This window comes from Prochlorococcus marinus str. MIT 9515 (assembly GCF_000015665.1).
Taxonomy (GTDB): Bacteria; Cyanobacteriota; Cyanobacteriia; order PCC-6307; family Cyanobiaceae; genus Prochlorococcus_A; species Prochlorococcus_A marinus_P.
In genome coordinates, this window is the sequence record NC_008817.1 from 1,503,943 (window position 1) to 1,529,198 (window position 25,256).

The 25,256-nt window shown below is 34.3% G+C and carries 38 protein-coding genes and 1 tRNA gene; 4 read left to right on the plus strand and 35 right to left on the minus strand.

The annotated features are described in order from the left end of the window. The first annotated feature begins 280 nt into the window (after positions 1–280). The 3 genes from cobJ to P9515_RS09235 all read left to right on the plus strand — a co-directional run bounded on the left by cobJ (position 281) and on the right by P9515_RS09235 (position 4,260). On the plus strand, positions 281–2,095 hold the full coding sequence (gene cobJ / locus P9515_RS08140; RefSeq protein ID WP_011821003.1) for a precorrin-3B C(17)-methyltransferase: 1,815 nt from the start codon (positions 281–283) through the stop codon (positions 2,093–2,095). A 103-nt stretch (positions 2,096–2,198) separates the two neighbouring features. Then, positions 2,199–3,002, plus strand: coding sequence for a TIGR01548 family HAD-type hydrolase (locus P9515_RS08145; protein ID WP_011821004.1), 804 nt, complete (start codon positions 2,199–2,201; stop codon positions 3,000–3,002). 301 nt (positions 3,003–3,303) lie between these two features. Then, the gene (locus tag P9515_RS09235; protein ID WP_011821005.1) at positions 3,304–4,260 is read left to right on the plus strand and encodes a DUF6492 family protein; all 957 of its coding nucleotides are present in this window, start codon (positions 3,304–3,306) and stop codon (positions 4,258–4,260) included. Between the two features lie 168 nt (positions 4,261–4,428). On the opposite strand, the gene P9515_RS10005 is transcribed toward P9515_RS09235, so the two are convergent. The 5 genes from P9515_RS10005 to alr all read right to left on the minus strand — a co-directional run bounded on the left by P9515_RS10005 (position 4,429) and on the right by alr (position 8,486). Beyond that, positions 4,429–4,590 carry a DUF5989 family protein gene (locus P9515_RS10005; RefSeq protein WP_225867086.1) on the minus strand — a complete coding sequence of 54 codons (162 nt, stop codon included), beginning with the start codon at positions 4,588–4,590 and terminating at the stop codon, positions 4,429–4,431. 3 nt (positions 4,591–4,593) lie between these two features. Then, on the minus strand, positions 4,594–5,016 hold the full coding sequence (locus P9515_RS08155) for an SxtJ family membrane protein (protein WP_011821006.1): 423 nt from the start codon (positions 5,014–5,016) through the stop codon (positions 4,594–4,596). After that, complete coding sequence (locus tag P9515_RS08160; protein WP_011821007.1) at positions 4,989–6,842, minus strand: carbamoyltransferase family protein; 1,854 nt, start codon at positions 6,840–6,842, stop codon at positions 4,989–4,991. Before P9515_RS08160 ends, P9515_RS08155 begins: the two co-directional genes overlap by 28 nt. Positions 6,843–7,136: 294 nt before the next feature. Beyond that, positions 7,137–7,225: transfer RNA gene (locus P9515_RS08165), tRNA-Ser, on the minus strand. A 61-nt stretch (positions 7,226–7,286) separates the two neighbouring features. Next, positions 7,287–8,486: an alanine racemase gene (gene alr / locus P9515_RS08170; RefSeq protein WP_011821008.1), complete on the minus strand. Its 1,200-nt coding sequence runs from the start codon at positions 8,484–8,486 to the stop codon at positions 7,287–7,289. An 18-nt stretch (positions 8,487–8,504) separates the two neighbouring features. On the opposite strand from alr, the gene P9515_RS08175 reads away from it, so the two are divergent. Next, positions 8,505–9,068, plus strand: coding sequence for an HNH endonuclease (locus P9515_RS08175; protein WP_011821009.1), 564 nt, complete (start codon positions 8,505–8,507; stop codon positions 9,066–9,068). A 6-nt stretch (positions 9,069–9,074) separates the two neighbouring features. Here P9515_RS08175 and prfA read toward each other — a convergent pair whose 3' ends face one another. The 30 genes from prfA to rplC all read right to left on the minus strand — a co-directional run bounded on the left by prfA (position 9,075) and on the right by rplC (position 25,214). Next, complete coding sequence (gene prfA / locus P9515_RS08180) at positions 9,075–10,169, minus strand: peptide chain release factor 1 (RefSeq protein WP_011821010.1); 1,095 nt, start codon at positions 10,167–10,169, stop codon at positions 9,075–9,077. 34 nt (positions 10,170–10,203) lie between these two features. Continuing rightward, entirely contained in the window at positions 10,204–10,464 is a 261-nt protein-coding gene (gene rpmE, locus P9515_RS08185; RefSeq protein ID WP_011821011.1) for a 50S ribosomal protein L31, read from the minus strand. 12 nt (positions 10,465–10,476) lie between these two features. Further along, the gene (rpsI, locus tag P9515_RS08190) at positions 10,477–10,887 is read right to left on the minus strand and encodes a 30S ribosomal protein S9 (protein ID WP_011821012.1); all 411 of its coding nucleotides are present in this window, start codon (positions 10,885–10,887) and stop codon (positions 10,477–10,479) included. Between the two features lie 9 nt (positions 10,888–10,896). Next, a complete protein-coding gene (gene rplM, locus P9515_RS08195) occupies positions 10,897–11,328 on the minus strand; it encodes a 50S ribosomal protein L13 (RefSeq protein ID WP_011821013.1) in 432 nt (143 codons plus the stop codon). A 118-nt stretch (positions 11,329–11,446) separates the two neighbouring features. Then, positions 11,447–12,253 carry a tRNA pseudouridine(38-40) synthase TruA gene (truA, locus tag P9515_RS08200; protein ID WP_011821014.1) on the minus strand — a complete coding sequence of 269 codons (807 nt, stop codon included), beginning with the start codon at positions 12,251–12,253 and terminating at the stop codon, positions 11,447–11,449. A gap of 45 nt (positions 12,254–12,298) precedes the next feature. Then, positions 12,299–12,649 (minus strand): 50S ribosomal protein L17, encoded by a 351-nt coding sequence (rplQ, locus tag P9515_RS08205; RefSeq protein WP_011821015.1) that lies wholly within the window; start codon positions 12,647–12,649, stop codon positions 12,299–12,301. Between the two features lie 14 nt (positions 12,650–12,663). After that, positions 12,664–13,602 (minus strand): DNA-directed RNA polymerase subunit alpha, encoded by a 939-nt coding sequence (locus P9515_RS08210; protein ID WP_011821016.1) that lies wholly within the window; start codon positions 13,600–13,602, stop codon positions 12,664–12,666. A 48-nt stretch (positions 13,603–13,650) separates the two neighbouring features. Then, entirely contained in the window at positions 13,651–14,043 is a 393-nt protein-coding gene (gene rpsK, locus P9515_RS08215; RefSeq protein WP_011821017.1) for a 30S ribosomal protein S11, read from the minus strand. Positions 14,044–14,089: 46 nt separating this feature from the next. Continuing rightward, positions 14,090–14,455, minus strand: a complete 366-nt coding sequence (gene rpsM / locus P9515_RS08220) for a 30S ribosomal protein S13 (protein WP_011821018.1) — start codon at positions 14,453–14,455, stop codon at positions 14,090–14,092. Between the two features lie 45 nt (positions 14,456–14,500). Continuing rightward, positions 14,501–14,617: a 50S ribosomal protein L36 gene (gene rpmJ, locus P9515_RS09395; protein WP_011133166.1), complete on the minus strand. Its 117-nt coding sequence runs from the start codon at positions 14,615–14,617 to the stop codon at positions 14,501–14,503. A gap of 44 nt (positions 14,618–14,661) precedes the next feature. Beyond that, a complete protein-coding gene (locus tag P9515_RS08225; protein WP_011821019.1) occupies positions 14,662–15,210 on the minus strand; it encodes an adenylate kinase in 549 nt (182 codons plus the stop codon). Further along, the gene (gene secY / locus P9515_RS08230) at positions 15,210–16,529 is read right to left on the minus strand and encodes a preprotein translocase subunit SecY (protein WP_011821020.1); all 1,320 of its coding nucleotides are present in this window, start codon (positions 16,527–16,529) and stop codon (positions 15,210–15,212) included. The genes P9515_RS08225 and secY overlap by 1 nt, the downstream gene beginning before the upstream one ends. A gap of 31 nt (positions 16,530–16,560) precedes the next feature. Then, positions 16,561–17,019: a 50S ribosomal protein L15 gene (gene rplO / locus P9515_RS08235; RefSeq protein ID WP_011821021.1), complete on the minus strand. Its 459-nt coding sequence runs from the start codon at positions 17,017–17,019 to the stop codon at positions 16,561–16,563. A gap of 4 nt (positions 17,020–17,023) precedes the next feature. Next, the gene (gene rpsE / locus P9515_RS08240) at positions 17,024–17,644 is read right to left on the minus strand and encodes a 30S ribosomal protein S5 (RefSeq protein WP_011821022.1); all 621 of its coding nucleotides are present in this window, start codon (positions 17,642–17,644) and stop codon (positions 17,024–17,026) included. Positions 17,645–17,659: 15 nt separating this feature from the next. Further along, complete coding sequence (rplR, locus tag P9515_RS08245) at positions 17,660–18,028, minus strand: 50S ribosomal protein L18 (protein ID WP_011821023.1); 369 nt, start codon at positions 18,026–18,028, stop codon at positions 17,660–17,662. Between the two features lie 14 nt (positions 18,029–18,042). Then, positions 18,043–18,582 carry a 50S ribosomal protein L6 gene (gene rplF / locus P9515_RS08250; RefSeq protein WP_011821024.1) on the minus strand — a complete coding sequence of 180 codons (540 nt, stop codon included), beginning with the start codon at positions 18,580–18,582 and terminating at the stop codon, positions 18,043–18,045. 12 nt (positions 18,583–18,594) lie between these two features. Further along, positions 18,595–18,996: a 30S ribosomal protein S8 gene (gene rpsH, locus P9515_RS08255; protein ID WP_011821025.1), complete on the minus strand. Its 402-nt coding sequence runs from the start codon at positions 18,994–18,996 to the stop codon at positions 18,595–18,597. A 10-nt stretch (positions 18,997–19,006) separates the two neighbouring features. Next, complete coding sequence (gene rplE, locus P9515_RS08260) at positions 19,007–19,543, minus strand: 50S ribosomal protein L5 (protein ID WP_011821026.1); 537 nt, start codon at positions 19,541–19,543, stop codon at positions 19,007–19,009. 75 nt (positions 19,544–19,618) lie between these two features. Beyond that, positions 19,619–19,975 carry a 50S ribosomal protein L24 gene (gene rplX, locus P9515_RS08265; RefSeq protein ID WP_011821027.1) on the minus strand — a complete coding sequence of 119 codons (357 nt, stop codon included), beginning with the start codon at positions 19,973–19,975 and terminating at the stop codon, positions 19,619–19,621. Then, positions 19,976–20,341 carry a 50S ribosomal protein L14 gene (rplN, locus tag P9515_RS08270; RefSeq protein WP_011133176.1) on the minus strand — a complete coding sequence of 122 codons (366 nt, stop codon included), beginning with the start codon at positions 20,339–20,341 and terminating at the stop codon, positions 19,976–19,978. It lies immediately after the preceding gene. Continuing rightward, positions 20,338–20,604 (minus strand): 30S ribosomal protein S17, encoded by a 267-nt coding sequence (gene rpsQ, locus P9515_RS08275; protein WP_011821028.1) that lies wholly within the window; start codon positions 20,602–20,604, stop codon positions 20,338–20,340. Before rpsQ ends, rplN begins: the two co-directional genes overlap by 4 nt. Before the next feature lie 8 nt (positions 20,605–20,612). Further along, positions 20,613–20,831 carry a 50S ribosomal protein L29 gene (gene rpmC / locus P9515_RS08280; protein WP_011821029.1) on the minus strand — a complete coding sequence of 73 codons (219 nt, stop codon included), beginning with the start codon at positions 20,829–20,831 and terminating at the stop codon, positions 20,613–20,615. Continuing rightward, positions 20,828–21,310 (minus strand): 50S ribosomal protein L16, encoded by a 483-nt coding sequence (gene rplP, locus P9515_RS08285; protein WP_011821030.1) that lies wholly within the window; start codon positions 21,308–21,310, stop codon positions 20,828–20,830. The genes rpmC and rplP overlap by 4 nt, the downstream gene beginning before the upstream one ends. 11 nt (positions 21,311–21,321) lie before the next feature. Continuing rightward, on the minus strand, positions 21,322–22,056 hold the full coding sequence (gene rpsC / locus P9515_RS08290) for a 30S ribosomal protein S3 (protein ID WP_011821031.1): 735 nt from the start codon (positions 22,054–22,056) through the stop codon (positions 21,322–21,324). Continuing rightward, the gene (rplV, locus tag P9515_RS08295) at positions 22,056–22,442 is read right to left on the minus strand and encodes a 50S ribosomal protein L22 (RefSeq protein WP_011821032.1); all 387 of its coding nucleotides are present in this window, start codon (positions 22,440–22,442) and stop codon (positions 22,056–22,058) included. Before rplV ends, rpsC begins: the two co-directional genes overlap by 1 nt. Continuing rightward, positions 22,443–22,718, minus strand: a complete 276-nt coding sequence (gene rpsS / locus P9515_RS08300) for a 30S ribosomal protein S19 (protein WP_011821033.1) — start codon at positions 22,716–22,718, stop codon at positions 22,443–22,445. A 38-nt stretch (positions 22,719–22,756) separates the two neighbouring features. Next, the gene (gene rplB / locus P9515_RS08305) at positions 22,757–23,620 is read right to left on the minus strand and encodes a 50S ribosomal protein L2 (RefSeq protein ID WP_011821034.1); all 864 of its coding nucleotides are present in this window, start codon (positions 23,618–23,620) and stop codon (positions 22,757–22,759) included. A 12-nt stretch (positions 23,621–23,632) separates the two neighbouring features. Then, complete coding sequence (locus P9515_RS08310; RefSeq protein ID WP_011821035.1) at positions 23,633–23,935, minus strand: 50S ribosomal protein L23; 303 nt, start codon at positions 23,933–23,935, stop codon at positions 23,633–23,635. Continuing rightward, positions 23,932–24,564: a 50S ribosomal protein L4 gene (gene rplD, locus P9515_RS08315; protein ID WP_011821036.1), complete on the minus strand. Its 633-nt coding sequence runs from the start codon at positions 24,562–24,564 to the stop codon at positions 23,932–23,934. Before rplD ends, P9515_RS08310 begins: the two co-directional genes overlap by 4 nt. Continuing rightward, positions 24,561–25,214 (minus strand): 50S ribosomal protein L3, encoded by a 654-nt coding sequence (rplC, locus tag P9515_RS08320; RefSeq protein WP_011821037.1) that lies wholly within the window; start codon positions 25,212–25,214, stop codon positions 24,561–24,563. Before rplC ends, rplD begins: the two co-directional genes overlap by 4 nt. Between the last annotated feature and the right edge of the window lie 42 nt (positions 25,215–25,256).

The following is a 25,256-nucleotide window of genomic DNA, read 5'->3' on the forward strand; positions in this document are numbered from 1 at the left end:
AATATTAGACTTTCTAGGAACGAACAAATCGAAACTTAAGATTTTCGTTACCAAAAATAATAGGGTAAAGATTCTTTGATCATGCGAGAAAGTAACAAATGTTTCAATGATTGTTACTTTTCGATATTTTCAGCAAATCTCTTAGCATATCAAGGTTCTAAGTATATATACCCAAAATATTTCATAAAAATCTTAAATTTTTTTTTATATTTCATTCCTTATTTGTTAATTACTGCAACAAGATATAATTTCTAGAAGATATCAAAAAGCACTTCTTAAATTGAAAGGTATTGCAATAGGTTTTTCAGATGCTTCAAAAGAGATTTTAAAAAGACTAAAAAAAACTGAATTTATTAATGAGATTTATATCGGAAGCTCATCTCAAATAGATAAAAAAATCAAAGATTCAATTGAGTGCTTGAAACCCAAGCTAATTCTGAAAAAAAAATGGAAAGAATTGGAGTTAATTATCTTTGTCGGGTCAGTAGGAGCCTCAATCAGACTTATCAATTCTTTATTATCTTCAAAAGATAAAGATCCTGGAATAATTGTGATTGATAAAAAAGGATCAAAAATCATTCCATTGATTGGAGCACATCAATCAAATGTACAAAATATTGCATTTCAAATATGTAATTTATTTGGTGGTGAAATTATAGAAACTAATAATTCAATTGAGGAAAATTACTTAAATATTGATTCATTTGGATATCAATGGGGATGGAAAAGGTCTGGAGATACAAAAGACTGGTCAAAACTGGTAATAAAGCAAGCCAATAATAAAGAAATTTTTTGTAGCCAATCCTCAGGCAATGATTTATGGAAAACTTCAGACTCAGGAAAAAATATTACTCAAATTTCAGAGAAAGATAATGAGCCAAATAAAGCATCCTTTAATATAAGTATATTTAGTAATCATAAAAATACTTGGCATCCCGCCATGTTATGGATCGGTTTAGGTTGCGAGAGAAATACTAGCAAACAACTAATTGAAGACTCCATACAAAAATTTTTAGCAACTAATAATTTATCTCCATTATCAATTGCAGGATATGCAACCATCGATATTAAAAAAGATGAGCAAGCATTTTTAAAAATCTCACGAGAAAACAAATTGCCTATAAAATTTTTCAGGGCAGAGCTACTATCTACTATTAACGTACCTAATCCATCAAATATAGTACTTAATGAGATTGGTACACCTTCAGTAGCTGAAGCCGCTTGCATTTTAGCTGCTGGAGAAGGAGCAAAACTATTGGGTGAAAAGAAAATCTTTAAAAATATCGATCTTTCAAAAAGTAAATTTGGTGCGGTAACGATAGCCGTAGCTCGGTCTAAAAATCAATATTACCCACTAACAGGCGAAATTCATGTTGTAGGTATTGGACCGGGAGATATTTCCTATTTAACAAATGATGCTCGAAAAGCCTTATCAAAATGTTCTATATGGATTGGATATAAAATGTATTTGGATCTAATTAAACCGCTTAAAAGAAAAGATCAGGTAATTATTGAAAGCAATCTTACTGAAGAAAGAGAGAGATGTGAGAAAGCCATAAAACTTTCTGAGGAAGGAATAAAAGTAGCACTTATATCCTCTGGGGATGCAGGTGTTTATGGAATGGCTGGTCTGCTTTTGGAATTAATTCAAACAATGAAAAAAGAATTAAGGCCCTCATTTGAAATACATCCTGGAATCAGTAGCATGCAACTAGCAGCTGCACTTGGTGGTGCTCCATTAATGAACGACTTCTGTTCAATAAGCTTGAGTGATAAGTTAACCCCATGGGAATCCATTGAAAAAAGAATTGAGGGTGCTTTATTGGGAGACTTTGTAATTACCATTTTCAATCCACAATCAATCGAAAGAAATTGGCAATTGAAAAGAGCTATAAAATTAGTCTTAGGTCATAGACCTGGAAATACTCCAGTATTAGTAGGCAGACAAGTAGGAAGGAAAAATCAATCAAAGAGATTTTTTAGTTTGGATAGCATCCCTTTAGAAGAAATAGATATGCTTTCAATAATCATTATTGGCAATTCTAAAACTACCTTAGTTGATGATATATTTTTAACCCCAAGAGGATATCTTTGAACACTAATATCAAAAAATCTCATGTTTAATAATAATTTTTTTTGTTTTTGCTTTTTGTGTAAGAGAATATTAATCTTTAATAAATACTATTGAATTTAATCCTTTGAATAATTTTGGTGTAATTTTATTTGATATTGATGGAGTTATACGAAGCGTAGAAAATAGTTATAGGCTTTCGCTAAAAAAAACAGTTTACCAATTTTGCGGTTGGGAACCTAGTTATCAGGATATTGATAATGCAAAAAACGAGGGTATCTGGAATAATGATTGGGATTTAAGTTTAGAATTTATAAAGAGGAATATTCAAAAAACAAACTCAAAACTTAAACCGCCTAATAGAGAAGATATAGTTAGGTGTTTTGAAGACTTCTACTTTGGCGGCAACCCAAAGAAAGATAGTAAAGATTGGTCAGGCTTTATAAAAAATGAGGAGCTATTAGTAAAAAAAGAATTTTTTAAATTTTTAAGTGGAATTGGGATTATTTGGGGATTTGTAAGTGGAGCTGAATCTGCTTCTGCAAAATTTGTTTTAGAAAAAAGACTACAATTAGCATCTCCTCCCTTAATAGCGATGGGTGATGCCCCTGACAAGCCAAATCCTGAAGGTTTTCTTTACTTAGCAAGCAAGCTATCTAAGAAAAGTCTCGGGAAAGAAAATATCCCAATAGCATACGTTGGCGACACAATTGCGGATGTAAATACAGTTATTAATGCAAAAAAAAGAATCCCAGATCAAAATTTTATGAGTATTGGAATAGCTCCACCTCACCTTCACTTGAAATCTAGAAGAAAAGAACGCACTTTATATGAATCGAAACTTAAGGAGGCAGGAGCTGATTTAATTCTTGATTCAGTGAATGAGCTTAAAAATATAGATATTGATTTTTTTAAAAAATATCAACTATGAAAAATTCACACAAATAAGAACAAAGAGGTAATAATAAATAAGATAATCATTTAGATCCTAGATAAACTTTAGGGCAATTAGGTGAGTACTTTTTTAAGAAATTTACACGCCCAATTACTCACTATATTTTTAGTATTAACGTGGCAGTTATTAACAATTATTTTGTAATTTCATCTTTTTACTTATTACTTTTTAAGTTACCAAATTTTCAACTTTAGAAATCAATTATGTTTTAACTTTTTTTCAGAACTTAATTTTCCACTAATATTAAGAACATTAGTTTAAAAATACCTCTTAATAAATGAAAAATTCCTATGATATTGTAACTTGCATTAGTAACAATCACTTAGAAATTGGAATTCGCGCTATTAGGTCCTTAATTGAATTATCTGAAGCGAAGAGGATATTTATAATTACTCCTAAAAAAAATATAAATTTTTTCAAACAAAATTTTCCTAAAGAGAATTCATTAATTATTCTTGATGAGGATAAAATAATTCCCAATATAAAACTAACTGATGTTGCCAATACTCTTAGAGAATATGGAGGTAAGGCAGAGAGAGCAGGTTGGTATTTTCAACAATTCTTGAAAATGAATATTTCAAGGTATCCCAACTTATCAGAATATTATTTAATTTGGGATTCAGATACCGTTATGCTAAAAAAAATTAAATTCTTCGACGAATCAAATAAATTAATTATTAATACGAGCAAAGAATTTCATAAACCCTATTTTCAAACCATAAAAAATTTTGGTCTACTTAAAACAAATAACTTCTCTTTTATTAGCGAGCATATGCTAATTAATTCAAAGATAATGAATGATTTAATATCTTTAATAGAAAAAGCGAATTCTAAAAATCTTTCTTGGGTAAAAACTGTAATAAGTCAAATTAATAAAGAGCATTTAAACGAAACCGGAAGTGGTTTTAGTGAATTTGAGACATATGGTACCTATTTATCTAAATATCACCCCAATTCTTTTGTGACAAATAAATTGAAATCCTGCAGAAATACTTATTCCTTATTTGGCAAACACAATCAAATTAATACATTCTTAATTTTGAGATTTTACGGCTATTATTGGGCATCATTCGAGAACTGGGATTTAAAAACTCAAAATTTCAAAAATTTGAGATTAATTCGTATTTTTAACAATCTTGTAGCTAATTTTTTAATTATTTTTATTAACATCACAAATTCATACAAACATAACTTTGAATTTTCAAGATATCTTGCAATGCCACTTTTAAAATAAAAATTAATATTGTAATTAAAAATTCCTCACTCACCAATCTACCCACCAGTACTTAATTTTTATTCAAAGACAGAAATTTTTACTTGCCATAATTATCAATTAAGATACTAATTTATTACTAGAAATTTAAAAAAAGAAATTCTTTGGAAGTTTAATCTTACTAATTTTTTAAAAAATCGAGTAAATAAATGGAGCAACAACTGAACCTTGTGTGAAGACTATAAGCGCACCCATGAGGACAATCGTAATAATCAAAGGTGCCAACCAATACTTTTTGCGAACTTTCATAAAGTCCCAAATGTCTATAACTAAATCAAAGAATGCTTTCATTGTTCAAAAAATACGTTTGAGGTCTGTTTGATGATCTTGCCTGTTTTCTCGGTAGGTCTTCTCTCCTTTTCGTCTAGTTCTTAATGAGTCATATCCGGTAATACGCATTATAAATGCAATCGGTAAAAGAATAACTATGAAAATAAGACCAAGGATAATTTTGCTATTAACCCATCCAAGGGCATGACCAAGTGCTATCCAAATTTTGTATGGATAATACAATAGTCGAGGTGAAGCCATACCTATTATAAATGCTGGAAAGCCAATCCAAACAGTCCATAACCTGAATCCATGGCCAGCAAGTACAGGAAGTAACCAACCAATCAATATGGGCAATCCAAAACCAATAAGAAATCCGAACTCTCGTAGTTGTTTTTTTGAAATTGTTTCTTTCATGATCAATCCAGTGCAAACTCCTGCATCCATTTTTCATCTTTCTCTACCTTAGGTTGCTCCCCCTTAAAAAGAATTTGATTTTGAAGAACTAGAATATCCATCTCTGTCCTCATAAAACATCTATAAGCATCCTGTGGAGTACAGACAATTGGTTCACCTCTAACATTGAATGAAGTATTCACGATGGTGGGGCAACCAGTTTTTCGCTTGAAAGCATCAATTAATTTATAGTATCTTGGATTTGTGGTGCTACTTACAGTCTGAACTCTTGCTGAGTAATCCACATGGGTAATAGCGGGCAATGATGACCTACGGATATTGAGTTTCTCAATTCCAAAGAGTTTATCTTGCTCTTCTGTCATTTGAATACAGAGTTCCTTTTTTACTGGGGCAACCAATAGCATATATGGACTTTTGGTACTCATCTCGAACTGATTGCTGACATCTTCTTCGAGTACAGATGGAGCAAATGGCCTGAAACTCTCTCTAAACTTAATTTTCAGGTTCATCAGGCTCTGCATTTTTTGATTTCGTGGATCACCAAGGATCGACCTTCCTCCTAAGGAACGCGGGCCAAACTCCATAGGACCATTGAACCAACCAATTACATGACCCTTCTCTAATTCTTCTGCTAAAAGTTCAAATAAATCAACATCAACGTGAGTGTGGTAAGGAGCACTAATTCTATGAAGGTATTTTGTTATTTCTTCATTACTAAACTCGGGACCCAGGTAGGTACCCTTCATGGAGTCATTAGTATTAGTAATCCTTTCCTGTTGGTGATGTTGATGCCAACCAACCAAGGCTGCGCCCAGTGCAGAACCGGCATCCCCACTTGCAGGTTGAATCCAAATATTATCAAAGATCTTTTCTAGTAGCAATTTACCATTAGCAACACAATTAAGAGCAACTCCTCCAGCTAGACATATATTCTTGATGCCAGTTTCTTGCCTAAGCGATTTTGCTAACTTCAGGACAACCTCTTCCGTAACTGCCTGGATTGATGCCGCCAAGTCCATATGGAACTGGGTAAGTTCCGTTTCTGATTTTCGAGGTTGTTTACCAAATAGTTCGTGGAACTTCCGTCCTGTCATACGGAATCCTCGATGGTATTTAAAGTAACTTATATCCAGACGGAATGTACCGTCTTCTTTTATGTCAATCAAATGTTTCTTGATCTTATCGACATATTTAGGTTCGCCATAAGGAGCAAGACCCATTAGTTTATATTCACCAGAATTGACCTTAAATCCGCAATAATAAGTAAAGGAGGAATACAGCAAACCAAGGGAATGAGGAAAACTTATTTCCCAGAGTGGTTTAATGCTTTTACCTTTACCAATCCAAGCAGAGGTTGTTGCCCACTCGCCCACTCCATCCATGCATAAGACTATAGACTCCTCAAAGGGGCTTGGATAGAAAGCAGCAGAAGCATGAGAAAGATGATGCTCTGAAAAAAGTAAATTTGGTATAACATTAATCTCAGATTCAAAAGATGCTTGTACCTCTTTAAGATTCTTTTGAAGTTCAGTTTTTAAGAATAGCTTTTCCTTCAACCAAACTTGCATTGCTGCAATGAATGATCTGCCTCCTCTTGGCGCAGCGCCTAAATAAGTCTCGAGAAGACGTTCAAATGTAAGAAGAGGTTTCTCATAATATACTATCTCTTTGATATCTGAAAGAGTGATTCCCTGAGATTTAAGGCAGTAGTAAATTGCATTCTTAGGAAAGCTAGAATCATGCTTTTTTCGAGAGAATCTTTCTTCTTGTGCAGCAGCAATTATCTCACCATCCTTTATTAGAGCAGCAGCACTATCATGGTAATAACAAGACAGACCAAGAATATAAGAACTCATCGGATACAATCGAGATATTATATATTTCCTTAATACTCTACTTTTAAAAAAGAAAAATAGACAACTACTATTTAACCTACATTGATTTTAAATTAAATTTGACCTTCTATTTTAAACAATATATTTATTATTGAAGTAATTTAACCTTAATATTCTCAACCATAACCTTATTTACAAACCAGTTGTTGAGGTAAAAGTGAACTTTTGAGGACTTAAATTTCTTAAAAATACCTTCATATCATTAGATCATGAACTTCAACGAACTTATATAAACCACCTTAAACACAGAATATACGGAGAGAGAGGGATTCGAACCCTCGACAAAAGTTACCTCCTGTAACTCCTTAGCAGGGAGCCGCTTTCAACCACTCAGCCACCTCTCCAGTTCTTATACATTATCAATTTTTTAGCAAATTTTCAAAATTATTTATCTAATCGAAATGTCTAATCAACTTGGACTCTTGGTAATCTGTTTTTAAAAGAGCAAAGAATTTCCCAAGGAATACTATCGCATTTATGTGCCCAATCAATCGGAGAAATTGTTTGTTCTCCATCAGATCCTAGTAATAGCATAGTACTACCTACTTTAATATCCTCAGAATCTGTAATATCTACCATCATTTGATCCATTGTTATGGATCCTACCTGAGGATAAAGTTTTTTATTATGAATTAAACTTATTTTACCAGAGAGACTCCTGATAATTCCGTCAGCATAACCAATACTTAAGACAGCTAACTTTGTTTTTCTATCACTAACAAATTTATTTCCATAACTTACTCCAACACCTTTCTCAATAGTTCGAACAAAAGTCACTTTAGCCTTCAAAAATAAAGCAGGTTTAAGAAGCGACTTTTCAGTTGTATTTATTAATGGATCATAACCATACATGGCCAATCCAACGCGAACCATATCAAAATGAAAGTTTTTACCAAGAATCATGCCAGCAGAATTTGCGAGATGAATCTTGATATTTTTTGTATTATCAATACTGACAAGTTTCAACAATTCTTGAAATTTTTCTCTTTGTAATTGGGTTCTACTTTTGGGATTCAATGCATTCTTTTCATCTGCGCATGCAAGATGACTATATATGCCCTTAACATCTATATTTTTAAGAGATTTTATATTATTAAATTGTTGTACGAATTCATCACATTCAAATCCCAATCTTGACATCCCAGTATCAATTTTTAGATGTAACGAAAATTTCATATTATTGATCTTGCCTATTTCATTACAAATTAAACATTCCCTAATCGAACTAACAGTTGGCATCAAATCATTTCTAAAACATATTAATAAATCTTTTTTTGCATAAAGATTCCCAAGAACAAGAATTGGGACATTTATGCTTGAAGAGCGAAGTTTTATTCCCTCCTTTAAGGTTGCTACTCCTAATTGAGAAGCACCACCTCTAATCGCATTTTCAGATACAACTTTGGCATCATGTCCATATCCATCAGCCTTCACAACTGCCATGAATTCACAATTATTTTTTAATTTTGATCTTAACTTCCTAACGTTAGCCTCTATTGCTTTTCTGCTTACTTCTATCCATGCTCTTTGAGTTGGATCAATTTCTCCTTGAAAATTTAAATTAGTATCCACATTATTTTTTCGATTATTAAAGGAAATCTGCATTAATGTTTGCGTAGTTATATGCGCTTAATTAAATATACCGCTAGCATGACATGTAAAATGATTTTTGGCATGAGCCAGACACTTGTTTTAAATGCTTCTTATGAACCTTTAAATATAACTTCTTGGCGAAGAGCTATCATTTTAATGATTAAAGGTAAAGCAGAAAGTTTAGAAGAGGATCAATCATACTTAATACATTCTGGTCAAAAACTGCCTACTGTTATAAGGCTTCGTTATTACGTCAAAGTTCCTTTTAGAGAAGTTGCCCTTACAAGAAAAAATATACTTCTTAGAGACAATAATTCTTGCCAATATTGCAACCATAGAGGAAGTGATTTATCGATAGATCATGTTTTGCCAAGGAGCAGGGGTGGTACCGATAATTGGGAAAATGTAACAACAGCCTGTCTAAGATGTAATGTTCAAAAAGGTAGTAGAACTCCTGAAGAAGCAAATATGCCTTTAAAAAGAAAGCCATATCGCCCATTAAGCAATCTGAATTTTGAAGCGACGAGACAAATAGACTCTGGGAAACACAAAGAGTGGAGTAAATATGTGATCGGTTTAGCTGCTAAAAACTAAAAAAATTTAATTCTCATTCTCATTAAAATCCTCCATTATCCTCTTTTGTTCTTGAGCTATACAAGCATCTATAACTTCATCTAATTGTCCTGCCAGAATTGGCTCTAATGCAAAATTAGAGCCTAATCTATGATCAGTGGTTCTATTATCCTTAAAATTATAAGTTCTAATTTTTTCGCTTCTATCTCCAGTTCCAACTTGCATTAACCTTTGTGACCTTTCCTTATCATTAGCTTCTTTTAATTGAATTTCGTATAATTTGGCTCTTAAAATTTCCATGGCTCTCTCACGGTTCTGTAGCTGCGATCTTTCTTGAGTACAAAACACTCTTATACCTGTCGGCTTATGAATAAGGTCAATAGCAGTTTCTACCTTGTTAACATTTTGGCCTCCGGCACCACCTGACCTCGCTGTACCAATTTCTAAATCACTTGGATCAATCTTAACTTCAACTGGATCAGCCTCAGGCATAACGGCAACTGTAGCTGTAGAAGTATGAACTCTTCCTTGAGATTCCGTCGCTGGAACTCTTTGAACTCTATGTACACCTGCCTCAAATTTTAATTGACTATAAACAGAATCTCCTTTTATAGAAATAACTAATTCTTTAAATCCTCCCATATCAGATTCTGAGGCACTAATAGGTTTTACTGACCACCCGATTTTTTGTCCATATCGTTCATACATTCTTGCTAAATCACCAGCCCAAATACAAGCTTCATTCCCTCCAGCGCCAGCTCTTATCTCAAGCATTACACTTCTTTCATCTCGAGGATCTTTTGGAAGTAAAGCTATTGTTACTTTTTGGATAAGTGAATTCTTTAGAACTTCTAGATTACATAATTCTTCATTAATCAACAATTCCATATCCTTATCATTCCTATTATCTTTGAGCAGTTGTCTGGAATCGTCAATTTCTTTATCAGTATCAAGCAATTGATTAAAATCAAGAACCAAAGGTTCTAGTTTGGCTCTTTCTTTTGCTATTAATTCTAATTTTTTTGGATTATTTGCAATATCGGGATCTGCCAACTGCATTTCTAAATTCACAAAACTTTTTGAAGCAGTTTTTAACCTTGCAATTAATGTTGTGTATTCCAATTGAAGTTTTGCTTAAATTTAGATTTGTAAATTTCTATTTATCTGATTCCTTAGCTTCTTTTGTTTCTTGCGAAGTAGCGGAATCAGCTGAACCCATTCCATATTTTTTCATAAATCTATCAACTCTACCTTCAGTATCAAGAATCTTTTGAGTTCCAGTAAAGAAAGGATGATTACCACTCCAAACATCAACATGCAATTCAGGCTTAGTTGAGCCGGTTGTCATTACTACTTCTCCATTACAAATAACCTTTGCATCTGGGTACCATTTAGGATGAATTTCTGATTTAGGCATAATAAAATCTTTTTAACGTTTGGAGAATTGAGGAGCTTTTCTAGCTTTTTTAAGACCATATTTTCTTCTCTCTTTTGCTCTTGGGTCTCTACTAAGATGTCCTTCGGTTTTTAAAGGCTTCCTGTTGTCTGGAGACAAGTCACAGAGAGCTCTAGCTGCTCCTTGCTTGATTGCATCTGCCTGTCCTGTTAAACCACCACCAAAAACATTTACGAATATATCATAAGAGTTTTCAAGGCCTAAAGTTTGCAAAGGTGCTTTAACCGAATTTAAATGTGAAGGATTAAAGTTTAAATAGTCATCACCAGAACGACCATTTATTTTAATTTGTCCATTTCCAGGAATTAAACGAACTCTAGCTACTGAAGTTTTTCTTCTGCCAGTACCCCAATAAACCGCTTTGTTTTTTATTTGACTATTCATTGTTAGAAATTAACTATTTAATGATACAGGATTTTGTGCAGCATGAGGATGTTCTGAACCTTTATAAACTTTTAATTTCTTGAATTGCTGCCTACCCAATGAATTATGAGGCAGCATTCCTTTGACCGCTTGCTCGATTATTCTCTCAGGAATTCTTTCTTGAAGTGATTCAAATTTTTCAACTTTCATTCCCCCAGGTCGGCCGGAATGTCTTCTATATAATTTCTGTGATGTTTTTTTACCTGTAACTTCTACTTTTTCAGCGTTTACAACAATAACAAAATCTCCTGTATCTAGATGAGGTGTAAATGTCGGTTTATTTTTTCCTCTCAGTACAGAAGCTATTTCTGTAGCAAGTCTGCCAAGTGTCTTATCTTTAGCGTCCACTAAAAACCAATTTCTTTCAATAGTTTCTATAGAGGGAGTAATTGTTTTATTCATTTATAAAATTTATCAGAATAAATTTAAATCAGTCTTAAATTCTACATTATTGAAGTAGTATTCAACAATATTTTAAGATTATCTAAACATATAATTTTGAGAACAAAAACTATAGAAGTTAGGAATACCCTCTTATTACAAATTTCGGGAAAAGATCATTTTTATCAATCCTTTTAAAAATAGTTTCTTGATATACCGAATTAACAAAACATAAGCCGTTCGCTGGGGCTGATTCATGAACATCCTGTTTCTTTTTACCAACCCATCTATCTTTAAAAATTTCTGGTGATATCTTCTTTTCTCCTACTAAAACAAGTTGACCAACTATTGAACGGACCATCCCATAAAGAAAACCAGTAGCCTTTATATCTATTAATATCAAATCCTCCGTCCTCTCAATTTCTATTGATTTTATTGTTGTTACAGACGTTGATCTAGTACTACCACTCTTTTGAAATGCATAAAAATCGTGCTCTCCAATCATTCCATTTAAAGCTTTTGACATTAAAAACTCATCTAGAGATTTTTGGTATCTGTGCCATGACCATTTATTTAAAAATAAATTTGGAATCTTACTATTATTAATAACATATCGATAATGTCTATAAACCGCAGAATAACAGGCATGCCAATTCTTTTTAACCTCTACTGATTCTAAGATTCTAATTGTCGAAGGCAATCTACTATTTAATACATTTGCATATCGATCGCTTGGTATTACAAAATCAATATCAAAATGGACTACTTGGCCAGATGCATGAACCCCAGAATCCGTTCTACCTGCAGCGAATGTTTTAATCATTTGATTAGACACTTTGAAAAGTGCATCTTCTATCATTTCTTGAACACTTATTGCATTTTTCTGTCTTTGCCAACCAGAAAAATAAGACCCATCATATTGGACTAGCAATGCTACTCTTTTCAAAAGTTATAATTTATCTTTATTAATTAAATATTGATCTTTTTATCTTTAAACAAGTTCAATAATAGCCATTTGAGCGTTATCACCTTTTCTTGCAACAGTTCGAACTATTCGAGTATAACCTCCATTTCTATCCCCATACCTTTCTTGAGCTTTTTCAAATAATGAATGCACTAGCTTTTTATCATAAATATATCCAATAGCTCTTCTTCTAGCAGCTAAAGTCCCCTCTTTTGCTAAGGAAATCATTCTTTCGGTTTCATTTCTTAAAGCTTTAGCTCTAGCTTTTGTAGTGGTTACTCTACCCTCTCTAATGAGTTGTGTAGTTAAGCCTCTAAGAAGTGCTTTTCTTTGATCAGCTGGTTTGCTTAAAAGAGGAATTCTAAGTTGATGTCTCATAATCTCAAAGTTTGTTAAACAGATGTCCTGCTTTGTGGAATTGAAATACCTATGCGCTCAAGAGCTTCAATAACCTCATCTGCAGATTTGGAGCCAAAGTTCTTAATTTCTAAAAGATCTTCATAACTAAATCCCATTAAATCTGAAACAGAATTAACTTGAGCTCTTTTTAGACAATTATACGCTCTAACAGACAAGTTTAATTCTTCTAATGGAATTTGAGCTTCTGGAGATGGTTCTGGCTCTTCAGGTATTTCTTCAACCATTGTAACAGTCGCAAGTGGCTGAAAAAGTTCAATTAACTGATTTGCAGCTTCTGCAATTGCATCATCGGGGCTAGTTGATCCATCTGTTACAACTTCCATTGTTAATCTCTCTCTACCTGTTCCACCCTCTGCTACCGCAGTTTCATCTATAGAGAAATTTACTCTCTTAACAGGCATAAATACAGCATCAATTTGAAGCAAGTCAACAGATGTAGTTTCTTGGTTTCTGCGATCTACAGGTCTATAACCTACACCTCTTTCCACATGAATTTCAAGCTCTAGATTATGTCCCTCTTGAATAGTCGCAATAGGCTTATCTCCATCAACAATTTCAACCTGTGAAGAAAATTGTATATCGTTTGCCTTTACTTCCATGGGACCGCTAACAACTAATCTCCCAATTTCAAGCTCTGGGTTCGAACTATTAATAGAAAGTTGCTTACAATTTAAAAGAATATCTAGAACGTCTTCTCTAACCCCTGGGATAGTGGCGTATTCATGATTGATTCCTGCAATCCTTACCGCAGTAACAGCACTTCCTTCAAGTCCTCCCATAAGCACTCTTCTTAAAGAGTTCCCGAGGGTAGTAGCTTGCCCTCTCTCTAAGGGGCCAATAAGAAATGTTCCTGTTTGGGAGCGATCATTTGCTGTTTGATGATCGATTCTGTCAATCTGGTATTGCAACACGGAAAATAAGGTTGAAAGTTTATGGGTGGGGGGTGGGATGGTTAAGTTCTAAACGCGTCTACGTTTAGGTCTTCTACATCCATTATGAGGTAATGGAGTTACATCTCTTATTAGAGTTATTTCTAAACCGGCCACTTGTAAAGCTCTTATGGCGGTTTCCCTACCTGAGCCAGGGCCTCTAACTAATACTTCTATTTGTCTCATCCCTTGATCCAGAGCTCTTTTAGCTGCTGCCTCAGCAGCTGTTTGAGCAGCGAATGGGGTACCTTTTCTGGCGCCTTTAAATCCACTTGCTCCTGCAGAAGACCAAGAAATTACATGACCTGAAGTATCACTAATAGATACGATAGTGTTATTAAAGGTACTTTGAATATGTACTACACCATTTGGTACATTTTTCTTTGATTTCTTTGACCCTGTTTTTTTTACTGGAGCTGCCATAACAATTTCATAAATAAGTTAAGTTTCTTTTATTGATAATTAAATATTATTTTTTTCTTCCTGCAACTGTTTTTCTTGAGCCTCGTCTAGTTCTAGCATTAGTTCTTGTTCTCTGACCTCTTACAGGTAGACTCATTCTATGTCTCCTGCCTCTAACACAACCAATGTCTTGAAGGCGTTTTAGAGCCATTCCCTCTTGCCTACGTAAATCTCCCTCTACAGTAAAATCTTCTGCTGCAACTCTCAATTTTTGAACATCGCTATCAGATAAATCTTTTACACGAATATCAGGATTCACTCCTGTATTCGAAAGGATTAATTTTGATCTTGTCAGACCAATACCATAGATGTATGTGAGTGCAATTTCAACTCGTTTTTCACGAGGTATGTCAATTCCTGCGATCCTAGCCACTTGTTTTAAATTAGTTAAAGGTTTTTAAATAAATGTCATCAAAGATTAACCTTGACGTTGTTTGTGTCTAGGACTCGCGGTACAAATAACCATGACCCTACCATGTCTACGAATAACGCGACATTTGTCACACATTTTTTTTACTGAGGCTCTAACCTTCATAAGGTTTTCTCATTAAAACATTAATTTTTTATTCTACATCATGATCAAGCCATTTTTTGTTTTATATCATTAGAAATTGTTTTTAAATCCCCATCTGCATTTATATATTCTAGTAAAGAGAGATTTTTATAATATTCAATTAATGGTTCAGTAGTTTCCTTATATATTTTTAATCTTGTTTTTATAGTTTCTTCATTATCATCTTTTCTACCTCTCAGAAGTAAACGCTTTATTAAAACTTCGTCTGGTACATCTAAATAAAAGACTATCTCTAAAGGTTGATTTATATTCATCAAAACCTCATTTAAAGAATTAACTTGTGACAAATTTCTAGGATAGCCATCTAAAATCCAACCTTTATTATCCTTAGACAGATTTTTATTGACAATTTCTAAAACTAATTGGTCGCTTACAAGTTCGCCCTTGTTCATAATATCTTTTACTTGTTTCCCCAAATAAGTATCCAGATCAATTTCTTTTCTTAATAATTCTCCAGTTGATAAATGCAAATAAGAATTAGCTTCACTCAAGTATGCAGCCTGAGTGCCTTTACCTGCTCCAGGAGGTCCTAAGAAGAGTAAATGTTTTTTCATTAATTATTAACTAGTCCCTCATATCTCTGAGAAATAACATAAGTTTGAATTTGTTTGGCTGTATCGATCGCAACTCCCACAAGAATTAATAAAGAAGTTGCTCCTAAACCCTGAAAAGTTTGAACATTAGTTGCTCTTTCTACAGCTGCAGGAATTATAGCTACTGACCCTAAAAATAATCCTCCTAATAATGTCAATCTATTTTGAATACCTGATAAGTAATTTGCTGTTTTAGAACCTGGTCTTACTCCAGGGATAGCAACTCCACCTTTTTTTAAATTAGATGCTACATCTACTGGGTTGATGGTAAGAGAGGCGTAAAAATAAGAAAAACCTAAAATGAGCGCAAAAAATGTCAAGGCATAAGGCCATGGATTAGATGAGCCTGGATTCAAACTGCCAGCTAATTTGATTAATACTGGATTACCCGTAACGTTTGCGACAGTTATTGGCAAAAATATCAAGGCAGAGGCAAAGATTATTGGCATAACTCCTCCAGCATTTAATTTTAATGGTAGATAGCTTTGTCTTGTTGGAAGTAATGATGAGCTTCCTATCTGTCTTTTAGCACTCACAATTGGGATACGTCTAGCTCCTTCTTGAACAAAAATTATTCCTACAATTGTAAGTAAAAAGACTCCAAGTAAGACGACTATACCCAAAACATCACCCCTGTCACCGGTTTGTGCTTTTTCAATAGTTGAACTTAAAGCTTTTGGTAATGTGGCCACAATATTTAAGAAGATTACTAATGAGGCACCTTGACCTATACCTTTTTCAGTAATAATTTCGCTAAACCACATTACTATCATTGAACCGGTAACTAGGGCAATAGATGTTTGCAAAACAAATGCGCTTTCACTTATACCCTCAACCGCATATTGTCTGAGAATTAAAGAAAATATAATACTTTGCAAAAATCCCCATCCCAAAGAGACATATCTTGTTATTTGAGCAATTTTTCGTCTACCTGCTTCTCCCTCATTTTTCTGTAAATCTTCAAGAACAGGTAGTGAAGCAGTCAGGAGTTGGATAATAATAGAAGCATTAATGAATGGTAAGATCCCAAGTGCAAATATTCCTAGAGTAGAAATTCCTCCTCCAGTAAAAATATCTAAAAAACCAATTAATTGTCCACCTTGATCTATGAAACTTTTAAAAGCAACTCTATCAATCCCTGGCATTGGTATGTAAATACCCAATCGGACCAAGAGTAAAAGTCCTAAAGTGGTTAAAACTCGATTCCTTAACTCTTTATTTAAAAATAATTGAGTAATTATTTCTGAAGCACTTGGATTTCGACTTTTGTTAACTAACATCGGTAAGTAGAATCAAATTTATAAATTAGATTTATTTATTATTCAGAACTTCGCAAGATCCACCAGCTGATTCAATTTTTTCTTGAGCAACTTTAGTGAATGCGTGAGCTTGAACTTTCAATTTTACTTTAACTACTCCATTACCTAAAATTTTTAGTGGAAATTTAGGCTTAAATAATAACTTCTTTTTCACAAGTGAATCTATATTGACAATTTCATTATCTTTAAATTCACTTAATTTACTTAAATTAACTATTGAGTAATTTTTTTGATTAATAATTTCAAAATGCTTTAATTTGGGCACCCTTCTGTAGAGCGGCATTTGGCCACCTTCAAATCCAGGGCGCGTAGGTCTACCAGATCGAGATTTTTGTCCTCTCATACCGAAACCACAAGAAGCTCCTTGCCCAGCAGCAATACCCCTACCTTTTCTTAGTTTTTTCTTTCTAGAACCAAGATTTGATTTTAGTGTATTTAGTGTTGAAGTCATAATTTTAAGAATAAAGCTGTTCAAGAGAAATACCTCTCTCCCTAGAGGCAGATTTGTGGGTTCTTAATTGAGAGAGAGCCACCATTGCAGCCCTTGCATTATTTAAAGGAGTCTTACTACCCAATCTTTTAGCTAAAACATTTTTTATGCCTGCTAATTCTAAAACCGTCCTTATTGAACCTCCAGCAATTACACCGGTACCTGGAGCAGCAGGTCTTATAAGAACATTTGCAGCTCCATCTCTACCTTTAGATAAAGTTGGTATTGAATTATTTGGGGTTAGAGGGACTCTAACAAGATGTTTTTTGCCATCTGAAACTCCTTTTCTTACTGCTCCAATAACATCTCCTGCTTTCCCGACTCCTACTCCTACTTGACCTTTTTCATTCCCCACAACAACAATTGCTCTAAAACTCATTTTTTTTCCACCTTTTACAGTTTTGAATACCCTTCTGATTTGCACAACTCTTTCTTGCCACTCAGAATCTCTCTCATTTTTAGAATCACCTCTTCTATTTCTTTTTCGATCATTGTTACGATTACCTTTCCTCTGATCGTTAGGATTTGATGGAGGTAAATTATCAGCTTTGGACTGATTTTCGTTTTTTGTTGGAGTGTCTGTCATGATAAAAATAAATATTTAGAAATTCAGGCCTGCATCACGGGCTGCGTCAGCTAAAGCTTTAACTCTCCCATGATATAAATTTCCCCCTCGATCAAAAATAACTTGTTTGATACCTTTCTTAATTGCTCGTTTAGCTAATAACTTACCAACTATTGTAGAAGAACTGCAGTTAGGAGAAAGTTTATCTGAATCCTCCTTAAGCTCTTTATCTACCGTTGAAGCTGAACATATTGTTTGTTGTGCATCGTCGTCAATAACTTGTGCATAAATATGATTATTAGAACGAAAAACTGCTAATCTTGGCCTAATTTTATTACCAATTAAGTATCTTCTTAATCTTTTATGACGTTTTTGAGTTTGGAGTTTTCTTGAAATTTTAGCCATGATTTTTAAAGCAATTATTTTTTGCCGGATTTACCAGCTTTTCTGATGATTCTCTCATCTTGGTATTTAATACCTTTACCTTTATAAGGTTCGGGAGGTCTGATTGATCTGATTTTTGCGGCTTCGTTTCCAACAATTTCTTTGTCAATCCCAGATACAGTTACATTCGTATTACTTTCAACTTTGTATGTTATACCATCGGGGGGGGTCATTTCTACTGGATGGCTATATCCAGCACTTACTACTAAAGTTTTTCCTTTAACTTGAGCTCTAGATCCAACACCTACTATTTCTAATTTCTTTGAATATCCATCAGTTACTCCCTGTACCATATTTGAAATCAATGTCCTACAGAGGCCATGCCTTTCTCTTGAATATCTTTTTGTCGTAGATGGAGTAACAACAATCTGGTTTTCTTTTTGGACAAAATCTACACCTTCAGGCATGAGTCTTTTAAGTTCACCTTTTGGACCCTTTACGGTAATAGTTAAGCCATTAATATCAACTGATACCTTGTCAGGGATTTGTACTGGGGATTTTCCTATTCTTGACATAATTAATTCTCCTTAATAAACATAACAAAGAACTTCTCCACCGATGCCTTGTTTTCTTGCATCGCGGTCACTCATTACACCTTTTGAGGTGGATACTATAGCAACTCCAAGCCCCCCAAGAACTTTTGGCAACCCCTTTGTGTTCTTATAAACTCTTAATCCGGGTTTACTAACTCTTTGCATTGATCTAATAGTAGGAAATCTATTTTTCCCACTATATTTAAGCCCTAGAACTATTTTTGACTCATAGCCTTCTCCTTCTTCGTTAATATCCGCTATGAAACCTTCTTTTTGAAGAACTTTAGCAATACTAAGAATCATCCTAGAAGCTGGAATTGATGTTGATGTATGCTTTTTTTGACTCGCATTTCTTATCCGAGTGAGCATATCTGAAATAGGATCGTGATTTGACATGTTTATTAAGTTAATTACTAAAAGGCATTCCTAGCTCCTTCAGAAGAGCTTTACCCTCTTGATCATTTGAAGCGCTAGTGACAATTGTGATGTCCATTCCTCTAATGGAGTCAATTTTATCAAATGAAATTTCAGGGAATATTAATTGTTCTTTGACACCTAAAGTATAATTTCCTCTCCCATCAAAGCTTTTAGGATTAACACCCCTGAAATCTCTTATTCTTGGCAAGGCTAGATTTATAAATCTTTCAAGAAAAGAATACATCCTGTCACCCCTTAAGGTAACAGTGCAGCCAATTGCCATGCCTTCCCTGATTTTAAAGCCTGCAATTGCTTTTTTAGATCTTGTAACTAAAGCTTTTTGCCCAGTAATAGTTGCCATTTCATTTAAAGAGGCTTCTAAAGCCTTTGAATTCGAAGCAGCTTCTCCAAGCCCTCTATTGACATTAACTTTAATAACCTTGGGGACTTGATGAATATTTTTAAGACCAAGATCTTTTAAAAGCTTTGGTCTTATTGTTTCTTTGTAGCGAGTTTTAAGAGTCATAATTTTTAGAATTAATTCTGGTCTTTGTCAGAATTGTGTAGTAAGAAAATTGAAATCTCGTTTTGGATGAAAAATTTAATCAATTAGTTCACCAGTTTTTTTCAATTTCCTTTTTTTTACTCCTTCTTTATCAATAAAAAATTCAATTTTGCTTACTATATTTTTATCTTTAGAAAAAAACATTACGTTAGAGGCATGTAATGAAGCTTCTTCAGTCAATATCCTCCCACTTTCGCCTTCTTGAGTAGGTTTAACATGTTTTGTTCTAAGATTTATTCCCTTAACTACTACTCTATTTTCTAATGGAATGGTTTTTAAAACTTCACCAGTCTTACCTTTTTCTTTTCCATTAATAACTTTAACTAAGTCACCTGTTTTGATTCTCATTTTTATTCGTTTGGAATTTTTCTTTTGTTTAATTGAATCCAACATTTAAATAACCTCCGGAGCTAAAGAAACAATCTTAGTAAAATTCTTATCCCGTAATTCCCTTGCTACAGGACCAAAGACTCTAGTGCCTTTTGGATTTTTATCTTCATTAATCAAAACAGCTGCATTATCATCAAAACGAATAGAATTGCCTGTATTTCTTCTTAAAGTATGTCTTGTCCTAACAATAACAGCTTTAACTACATCTGATTTTTTAACTCCCATATTTGGCAATGCATCTTTTACTGATGCAACTACAACATCTCCCACATGAGCATATCTTCTATTTGAACCTAAAACCCTTATGCATTGTAATCTTTTGGCCCCGCTGTTATCTGCAACGGTTAAATAAGTTTCTTGTTGAATCATTTTTTATCCTCCTTATTCTTTATTGTTTTGTTGAGAATTTCTTCTATTGCCCATCTCTTATGAGCACTTAGTGGTCTAGTTTCTTTAATTTTAACTCTATCGCCCATAGCACAGCTATTTTCTGGATCATGTGCCTTGTAGCGAGTAGTTTTACTTACAATTTTTTTATAAGTTGGATGAGGATATCTATTGATAACGGCGACAACAACTGTTTTATCCATTTTGTCGCTTACAACAGTACCAATTCTTTCTTTAAGTGCCATAGTAATAATTAATCAGAGGATTTTTGAGAATTAGATTGACTTTTACTAAGTGTAAGTAATTGTGCAACTTGTTTCTTGATGATTTTAAATTGATGAGTTTCATTAAGCTGTCTTGTCGCTTGTTTAAACCTCAAGTCGAAAAGATCTTTACGTAATTGATCAATTTTTTCATTAATTTCAGAAGAATTTAATTTTTTAAATTCTTTTATAGATTCTGAGTTTTTCATTTTTTAACCTCCTCTGTTGATTCTTTCTCAATAGCCTTTTCTACTGGTGAATCACCACCTACAATTTTATCGCTTGAAATAAATTTTGTTTTAACAGGTAATTTATATTGGGCCAAGCGCATAGCTTCTTTGGCAATTTCTTCTGTAATCTCTTCACCACCCATTTCAAATAATATTCTTCCCGGTTTTACGACAGCAACCCAAAACTCAGGATTACCTTTACCAGAACCCATTCTTGTTTCAGCGGGTCTCATGGTGACTGGTTTATCTGGAAAAATACGAATCCATATTTTCCCTCCACGTTTCACATACCTTGTCATTGCTCTTCTACTAGCTTCAATCTGACGAGCAGTAACCCAACCACAATCTTGAGCTTGGAGTGCAAACTGACCAAATGCTATGGTGTTGCCCTTAGAGGCAATACCTTTCATTCTACCTCTATGCTGTTTTCGGAATTTAGTACGTTTTGGACTAAGCATTTTTATACCTCCTATGAATTCTCATTAGATGAACGATCCTCAAATTGCTGTGGCTTTCGACTACCTTTCCTTCTAGGTATCGCCCCAACAGGAATAGTTTGTTCTTCTTTAGGAAGTACCTCTCCTTTAAAAACCCAAACTTTAATACCCAAAACACCATAAGTTGTATTTGCTTCTCGCAGTGCATAATCAACTTCAGCTCTCAGAGTATGTAGAGGAACTCTACCTTCTCTTGTCCATTCTGATCTAGCTATTTCGGCACCATTCAGTCTTCCTCCGACTTGTATCTTCAGACCTAATACTCCAGCCCTTTGAGCTCTTTGCAAAGCCATCCTTATAGTTCTTCGAAAGGCAACCCTTTTTTCTAATTGTTGAGCTATATATTCAGCTAATAAATATGCATCAGCATCAACTCGCTCTACTTCAACTACATTAATTCTGACTTGTCTGGTTCTATCTCCAATAGTTTTTTGAATGCCTGATCTCAATTCTTCAATACCACTTCCTTGTCTTCCTACAATTACTCCAGGTCTGGCTGTTTTCAATTCAAGTTCTAACTGATCGGCTTTTCTAGCAATTAAAACATCACTAATTCCAGCTGAACTATATTTCTTTTGGATAAAGTTACGGATTTTATAGTCTTCTTGAAGAAGAATTGGATAAGTTTTAGAAGTAGCGAACCATTTGGAACGATGTTCTTGGGTAATACCTAACCTAAGTCCTGTTGGATTAATTTTATTTCCCATTAGTTTTGAGCCTCCGTATTAGTTTGATTTGGAGCAGATTCAACAGAAATACTGATATGGCAAGTCTGTTTTTTGATAGAGAAAGCTCTACCTTGAGCTCTTGGTCTGAACCTTTTCATTACTGGTCCATTATCAGCTGAAGCTGAAGAAATTACTAAGGAGGAAGGTTCCATACCTAAGTTATGTTCTGCATTTGCTACTGCAGATCTTAATACTTTGGTAATAGGATCTGTAGATCTATATGGCATGAATTCCAACATAATAAGTGCATCTCGATAAGATTTACCTCTAATTTGATCAAGAACTCTTCTTACTTTTGATGCAGATCCACGAATGTACTTACCGTGAGCAATAGCTTTTTTTGTCATTTCAGATTTTTTTATCATTTATCTTGCCCCCTTCTTATCTCTTAAGTGACCACGATAGGTTCTAGTAGGAGCGAATTCACCTAATTTATGGCCAATCATTTGTTCAGTTATAAATACTGGTATATGGGCCTTACCATTATGGACTGCGATCGTATGACCAATCATAACAGGAAGTATCGTCGAAGATCGAGACCATGTTTTTATAACTGATTTATCATTTTCAGTATTTTGTTTTTCTACCTTTTTAAGCAAACTATCTGCTATAAAAGGTCCTTTTTTTAATGAACGTCCCATGATTTATAAAATAGAAATAGAAATAGAAATAAAAGTAATCAAGAATCTCTTCCTCCTCTACTTCTCTTAGAGATCCTTCGACGTCTTCGAACGACTAAGTTATTACTTGGCTTGTTCTTCTTACGTGTCTTCAATCCAAGTGCTGCCTTACCCCAAGGGGTTACAGGACCTGCCCGACCAATCGGAGCCTTTCCCTCTCCTCCTCCATGTGGATGATCACATGGGTTCATAACACTACCTCTCACTTGAGGTCTTCTACCTAACCATCTTGTTCTTCCTGCTTTTCCCAAGCTGGTATTGCGTATTTCCGCGTTACCCACCTCACCTAAAGTTGCATAACATTCCTTACGAACAAGTCGAACTTCTGTAGAAGGGAGTTTCAATGCTACATAATCCCCCTCTTTCGCCATTAATTGTGCACTAGCTCCTGCAGATCTGACCATTTGAGCACCTCTCCCAGCATATAGTTCTACACAATGAACACTCGATCCTAATGGCATAACAGATAAAGGCATTGCATTACCATCTTCAATTGGAACACTATCACCAGAAATTACATTTTGACCAACTTTTATGCCTGCAGGAGCGATAATATACCTTTTCTCTCCATCTTCGTAGAATAACAGTGCAAGCCTAGCATTTCTATGAGGATCATAATGAATAGCTGCCACTTTGGCATTAATGTTTCTCTTATCTCTTCTAAAATCTACTAATCTATATTGTCTTTTATGTCCACCACCTCTATGGCGACAAGTTATAACACCTCTGTTATTTCTCCCTTTATTTCTATGCTTAGAAACTATTAATGATCTTTCAGGTTTAGAGCCTGTTATCTCACTAAAGTCAGTAACAACTCTTTGCCTAGTTCCAGGTGTGTAGGGTTTGAATTTACGAATAGCCATGATAAAAACTCCTTAAGATTCTGGGAATAGTTGGATTTTGTCTCCTTCAGCAAGACGTACAATTGCCTTTTTGACTTGAGAACGTTTTCCGGAGAATTTACCGACTCTTCTTGTTCTCCTAGGAGGATTCATAGTGTTTATTCCTATAACTTTAACATTAAACAAGGCCTCTATTGCTGCCTTGATTTGAGGCTTTGCCGCTCTATGATCTACCTCAAAAGTATATTGATTAAGGTCTAGTGCATTTGTCGCTTTTTCTGTAATGACGGGCTTACGAATTACATCTGCTAAACGAGACTCAAATAATTTACTCATGATGCATAAACCTCCTGAATTTTATTGATTGCTGATTGACCTATCACTAGCTTATTAGCATTGAGAATATCAAAAACATTTAACTGATCAGCAGCAATTAATTTTACTTTTGCAATATTGTTGATAGATTTTTTTATGACTTCAGAAGGACTATCAAGAATAACCAAAACTTTTTCTGTTTTTTCTATTCCTAATCTAGAAAGACCATTTATTATCTCACTAGTTTTTGGTTGATTAAGTGTAGAGCCAAAATCTTCTACGGCTTTTATATCATCAACTCTGGACATTAAAGCTGTTCTAAGGGCTAATCTTCTTTCCTTTCGATTCATATCCAGATTATACGAACGCGGTTTAGGGCCAAAAATCACCCCTCCGCCGGGTCTTAATGGAGTTCTTATTGATCCTTGACGGGCTCTTCCTGTCCCCTTTTGCTTATATGGCTTTCTACCGCCTCCGCGAACTTCGGACCTTGTCAAGGTAGATGCAGTACCTTGTCTTTGGTTAGCTAATTGTCTAAGAACAGCTCTATGAATTAAATCGGAGGAAGAAGTCTCTTTAGCAACTTTCAAATCAATTGAAACTTTGCCCACTTTTTTACCATCCCATTTTAAAGTTTCTAAAGTTGTCATGATTTAGTTCCTCCTTTATTACCTACAGTATTGTTAGGCCTAATATTCACTATCGAACCAGGTTTTCCTGGTACAGATCCTTTAACTACAAGCAAATTTTTCTGATCATCAATTTTAACCACCAGTAAACCTTTTGTAGTAATTTTTTTTCCTCCATATCTTCCTGCCATTCTTTTCCCAGGATAAATTCGCCCCGGTGTTGTTCCAGCCCCTGTAGAACCTGGAGCTCTATGGTTTTTTGAACCATGGCTCATAGGTCCTCTACTGAAACCATGTCTTTTCTGATATCCAGAAAAACCTCTTCCCATTGATTTTCCGCTTATATCAACTTTTTGACCGACCTCAAAATTTGTAACAGTTATTTCTTTTCCAATCTCGTAAGAAGAATTTTCTTCAACTTTAAATTCTTTTAAGTGTTTTAAAAGTTCTTTGCCTGACTTTAATAAATGACCTTTCTCAGGTTTACTTAAGTGCTTATCTTTCGATACGCCATAACCTATTTGAATAGCAGTATAACCATCCAAAGATTGAGTTTTTAATTGGGTGACACGACATGGACCAGCCTCTATAAGAGTAACTGGTACTGCATTTCCATCATCATCGAATAATTGGGACATTCCCAATTTTTTTCCTAAGATTCCTATTGACATAAGACTTGAATAGGCTAGCTCATCTTAATTTTTGAATTAATT

Bases quoted from the DNA above. Each gene is read 5' to 3' on its own strand.
- P9515_RS08160 (WP_011821007.1), bottom strand. From the start codon at position 6,842: ATGAGTTCTTATATTCTTGGTCTGTCTTGTTATTACCATGATAGTGCT.
- rpsK (WP_011821017.1), bottom strand. From the start codon at position 14,043: ATGGCAGCTCCAGTAAAAAAAACAGGGTCAAAGAAATCAAAGAAAAAT.
- rpsH (WP_011821025.1), bottom strand. From the start codon at position 18,996: ATGTCAAATCACGATCCTATTTCAGATATGCTCACTCGGATAAGAAAT.
- rpsI (WP_011821012.1), bottom strand. From the start codon at position 10,887: ATGAATAGTCAAATAAAAAACAAAGCGGTTTATTGGGGTACTGGCAGA.
- rplN (WP_011133176.1), bottom strand. From the start codon at position 20,341: ATGATTCAACAAGAAACTTATTTAACCGTTGCAGATAACAGCGGGGCC.
- rplB (WP_011821034.1), bottom strand. From the start codon at position 23,620: ATGGCTATTCGTAAATTCAAACCCTACACACCTGGAACTAGGCAAAGA.
- P9515_RS09235 (WP_011821005.1), top strand. From the start codon at position 3,304: ATGAAAAATTCCTATGATATTGTAACTTGCATTAGTAACAATCACTTA.
- rplV (WP_011821032.1), bottom strand. From the start codon at position 22,442: ATGATAAAAAAATCTGAAATGACAAAAAAAGCTATTGCTCACGGTAAG.
- rplQ (WP_011821015.1), bottom strand. From the start codon at position 12,649: ATGAGACATCAACTTAGAATTCCTCTTTTAAGCAAACCAGCTGATCAA.
- P9515_RS08175 (WP_011821009.1), top strand. From the start codon at position 8,505: ATGCGCTTAATTAAATATACCGCTAGCATGACATGTAAAATGATTTTT.
- rpsC (WP_011821031.1), bottom strand. From the start codon at position 22,056: ATGGGAAATAAAATTAATCCAACAGGACTTAGGTTAGGTATTACCCAA.
- rplX (WP_011821027.1), bottom strand. From the start codon at position 19,975: ATGTTGGATTCAATTAAACAAAAGAAAAATTCCAAACGAATAAAAATG.
- rplE (WP_011821026.1), bottom strand. From the start codon at position 19,543: ATGACTCTTAAAACTCGCTACAAAGAAACAATAAGACCAAAGCTTTTA.
- P9515_RS08310 (WP_011821035.1), bottom strand. From the start codon at position 23,935: ATGAGTAAATTATTTGAGTCTCGTTTAGCAGATGTAATTCGTAAGCCC.
- rplC (WP_011821037.1), bottom strand. From the start codon at position 25,214: ATGTCAATAGGAATCTTAGGAAAAAAATTGGGAATGTCCCAATTATTC.
- rpsQ (WP_011821028.1), bottom strand. From the start codon at position 20,604: ATGGCACTTAAAGAAAGAATTGGTACTGTTGTAAGCGACAAAATGGAT.
- rplR (WP_011821023.1), bottom strand. From the start codon at position 18,028: ATGGCTAAAATTTCAAGAAAACTCCAAACTCAAAAACGTCATAAAAGA.
- rpmC (WP_011821029.1), bottom strand. From the start codon at position 20,831: ATGAAAAACTCAGAATCTATAAAAGAATTTAAAAAATTAAATTCTTCT.
- alr (WP_011821008.1), bottom strand. From the start codon at position 8,486: ATGCAGATTTCCTTTAATAATCGAAAAAATAATGTGGATACTAATTTA.
- rpsS (WP_011821033.1), bottom strand. From the start codon at position 22,718: ATGGGACGTTCATTAAAAAAAGGACCTTTTATAGCAGATAGTTTGCTT.
- P9515_RS08155 (WP_011821006.1), bottom strand. From the start codon at position 5,016: ATGGATGCAGGAGTTTGCACTGGATTGATCATGAAAGAAACAATTTCA.
- rplD (WP_011821036.1), bottom strand. From the start codon at position 24,564: ATGACAACTTTAGAAACTTTAAAATGGGATGGTAAAAAAGTGGGCAAA.
- P9515_RS10005 (WP_225867086.1), bottom strand. From the start codon at position 4,590: ATGAAAGCATTCTTTGATTTAGTTATAGACATTTGGGACTTTATGAAA.
- rplO (WP_011821021.1), bottom strand. From the start codon at position 17,019: ATGACTTCAACACTAAATACACTAAAATCAAATCTTGGTTCTAGAAAG.
- rplF (WP_011821024.1), bottom strand. From the start codon at position 18,582: ATGTCAAGAATAGGAAAATCCCCAGTACAAATCCCTGACAAGGTATCA.
- rpsE (WP_011821022.1), bottom strand. From the start codon at position 17,644: ATGACAGACACTCCAACAAAAAACGAAAATCAGTCCAAAGCTGATAAT.
- rpmJ (WP_011133166.1), bottom strand. From the start codon at position 14,617: ATGAAGGTTAGAGCCTCAGTAAAAAAAATGTGTGACAAATGTCGCGTT.
- rplM (WP_011821013.1), bottom strand. From the start codon at position 11,328: ATGAATAAAACAATTACTCCCTCTATAGAAACTATTGAAAGAAATTGG.
- rpmE (WP_011821011.1), bottom strand. From the start codon at position 10,464: ATGCCTAAATCAGAAATTCATCCTAAATGGTACCCAGATGCAAAGGTT.
- secY (WP_011821020.1), bottom strand. From the start codon at position 16,529: ATGTTAGTTAACAAAAGTCGAAATCCAAGTGCTTCAGAAATAATTACT.
- rplP (WP_011821030.1), bottom strand. From the start codon at position 21,310: ATGCTTAGTCCAAAACGTACTAAATTCCGAAAACAGCATAGAGGTAGA.
- P9515_RS08225 (WP_011821019.1), bottom strand. From the start codon at position 15,210: ATGAAAAAACATTTACTCTTCTTAGGACCTCCTGGAGCAGGTAAAGGC.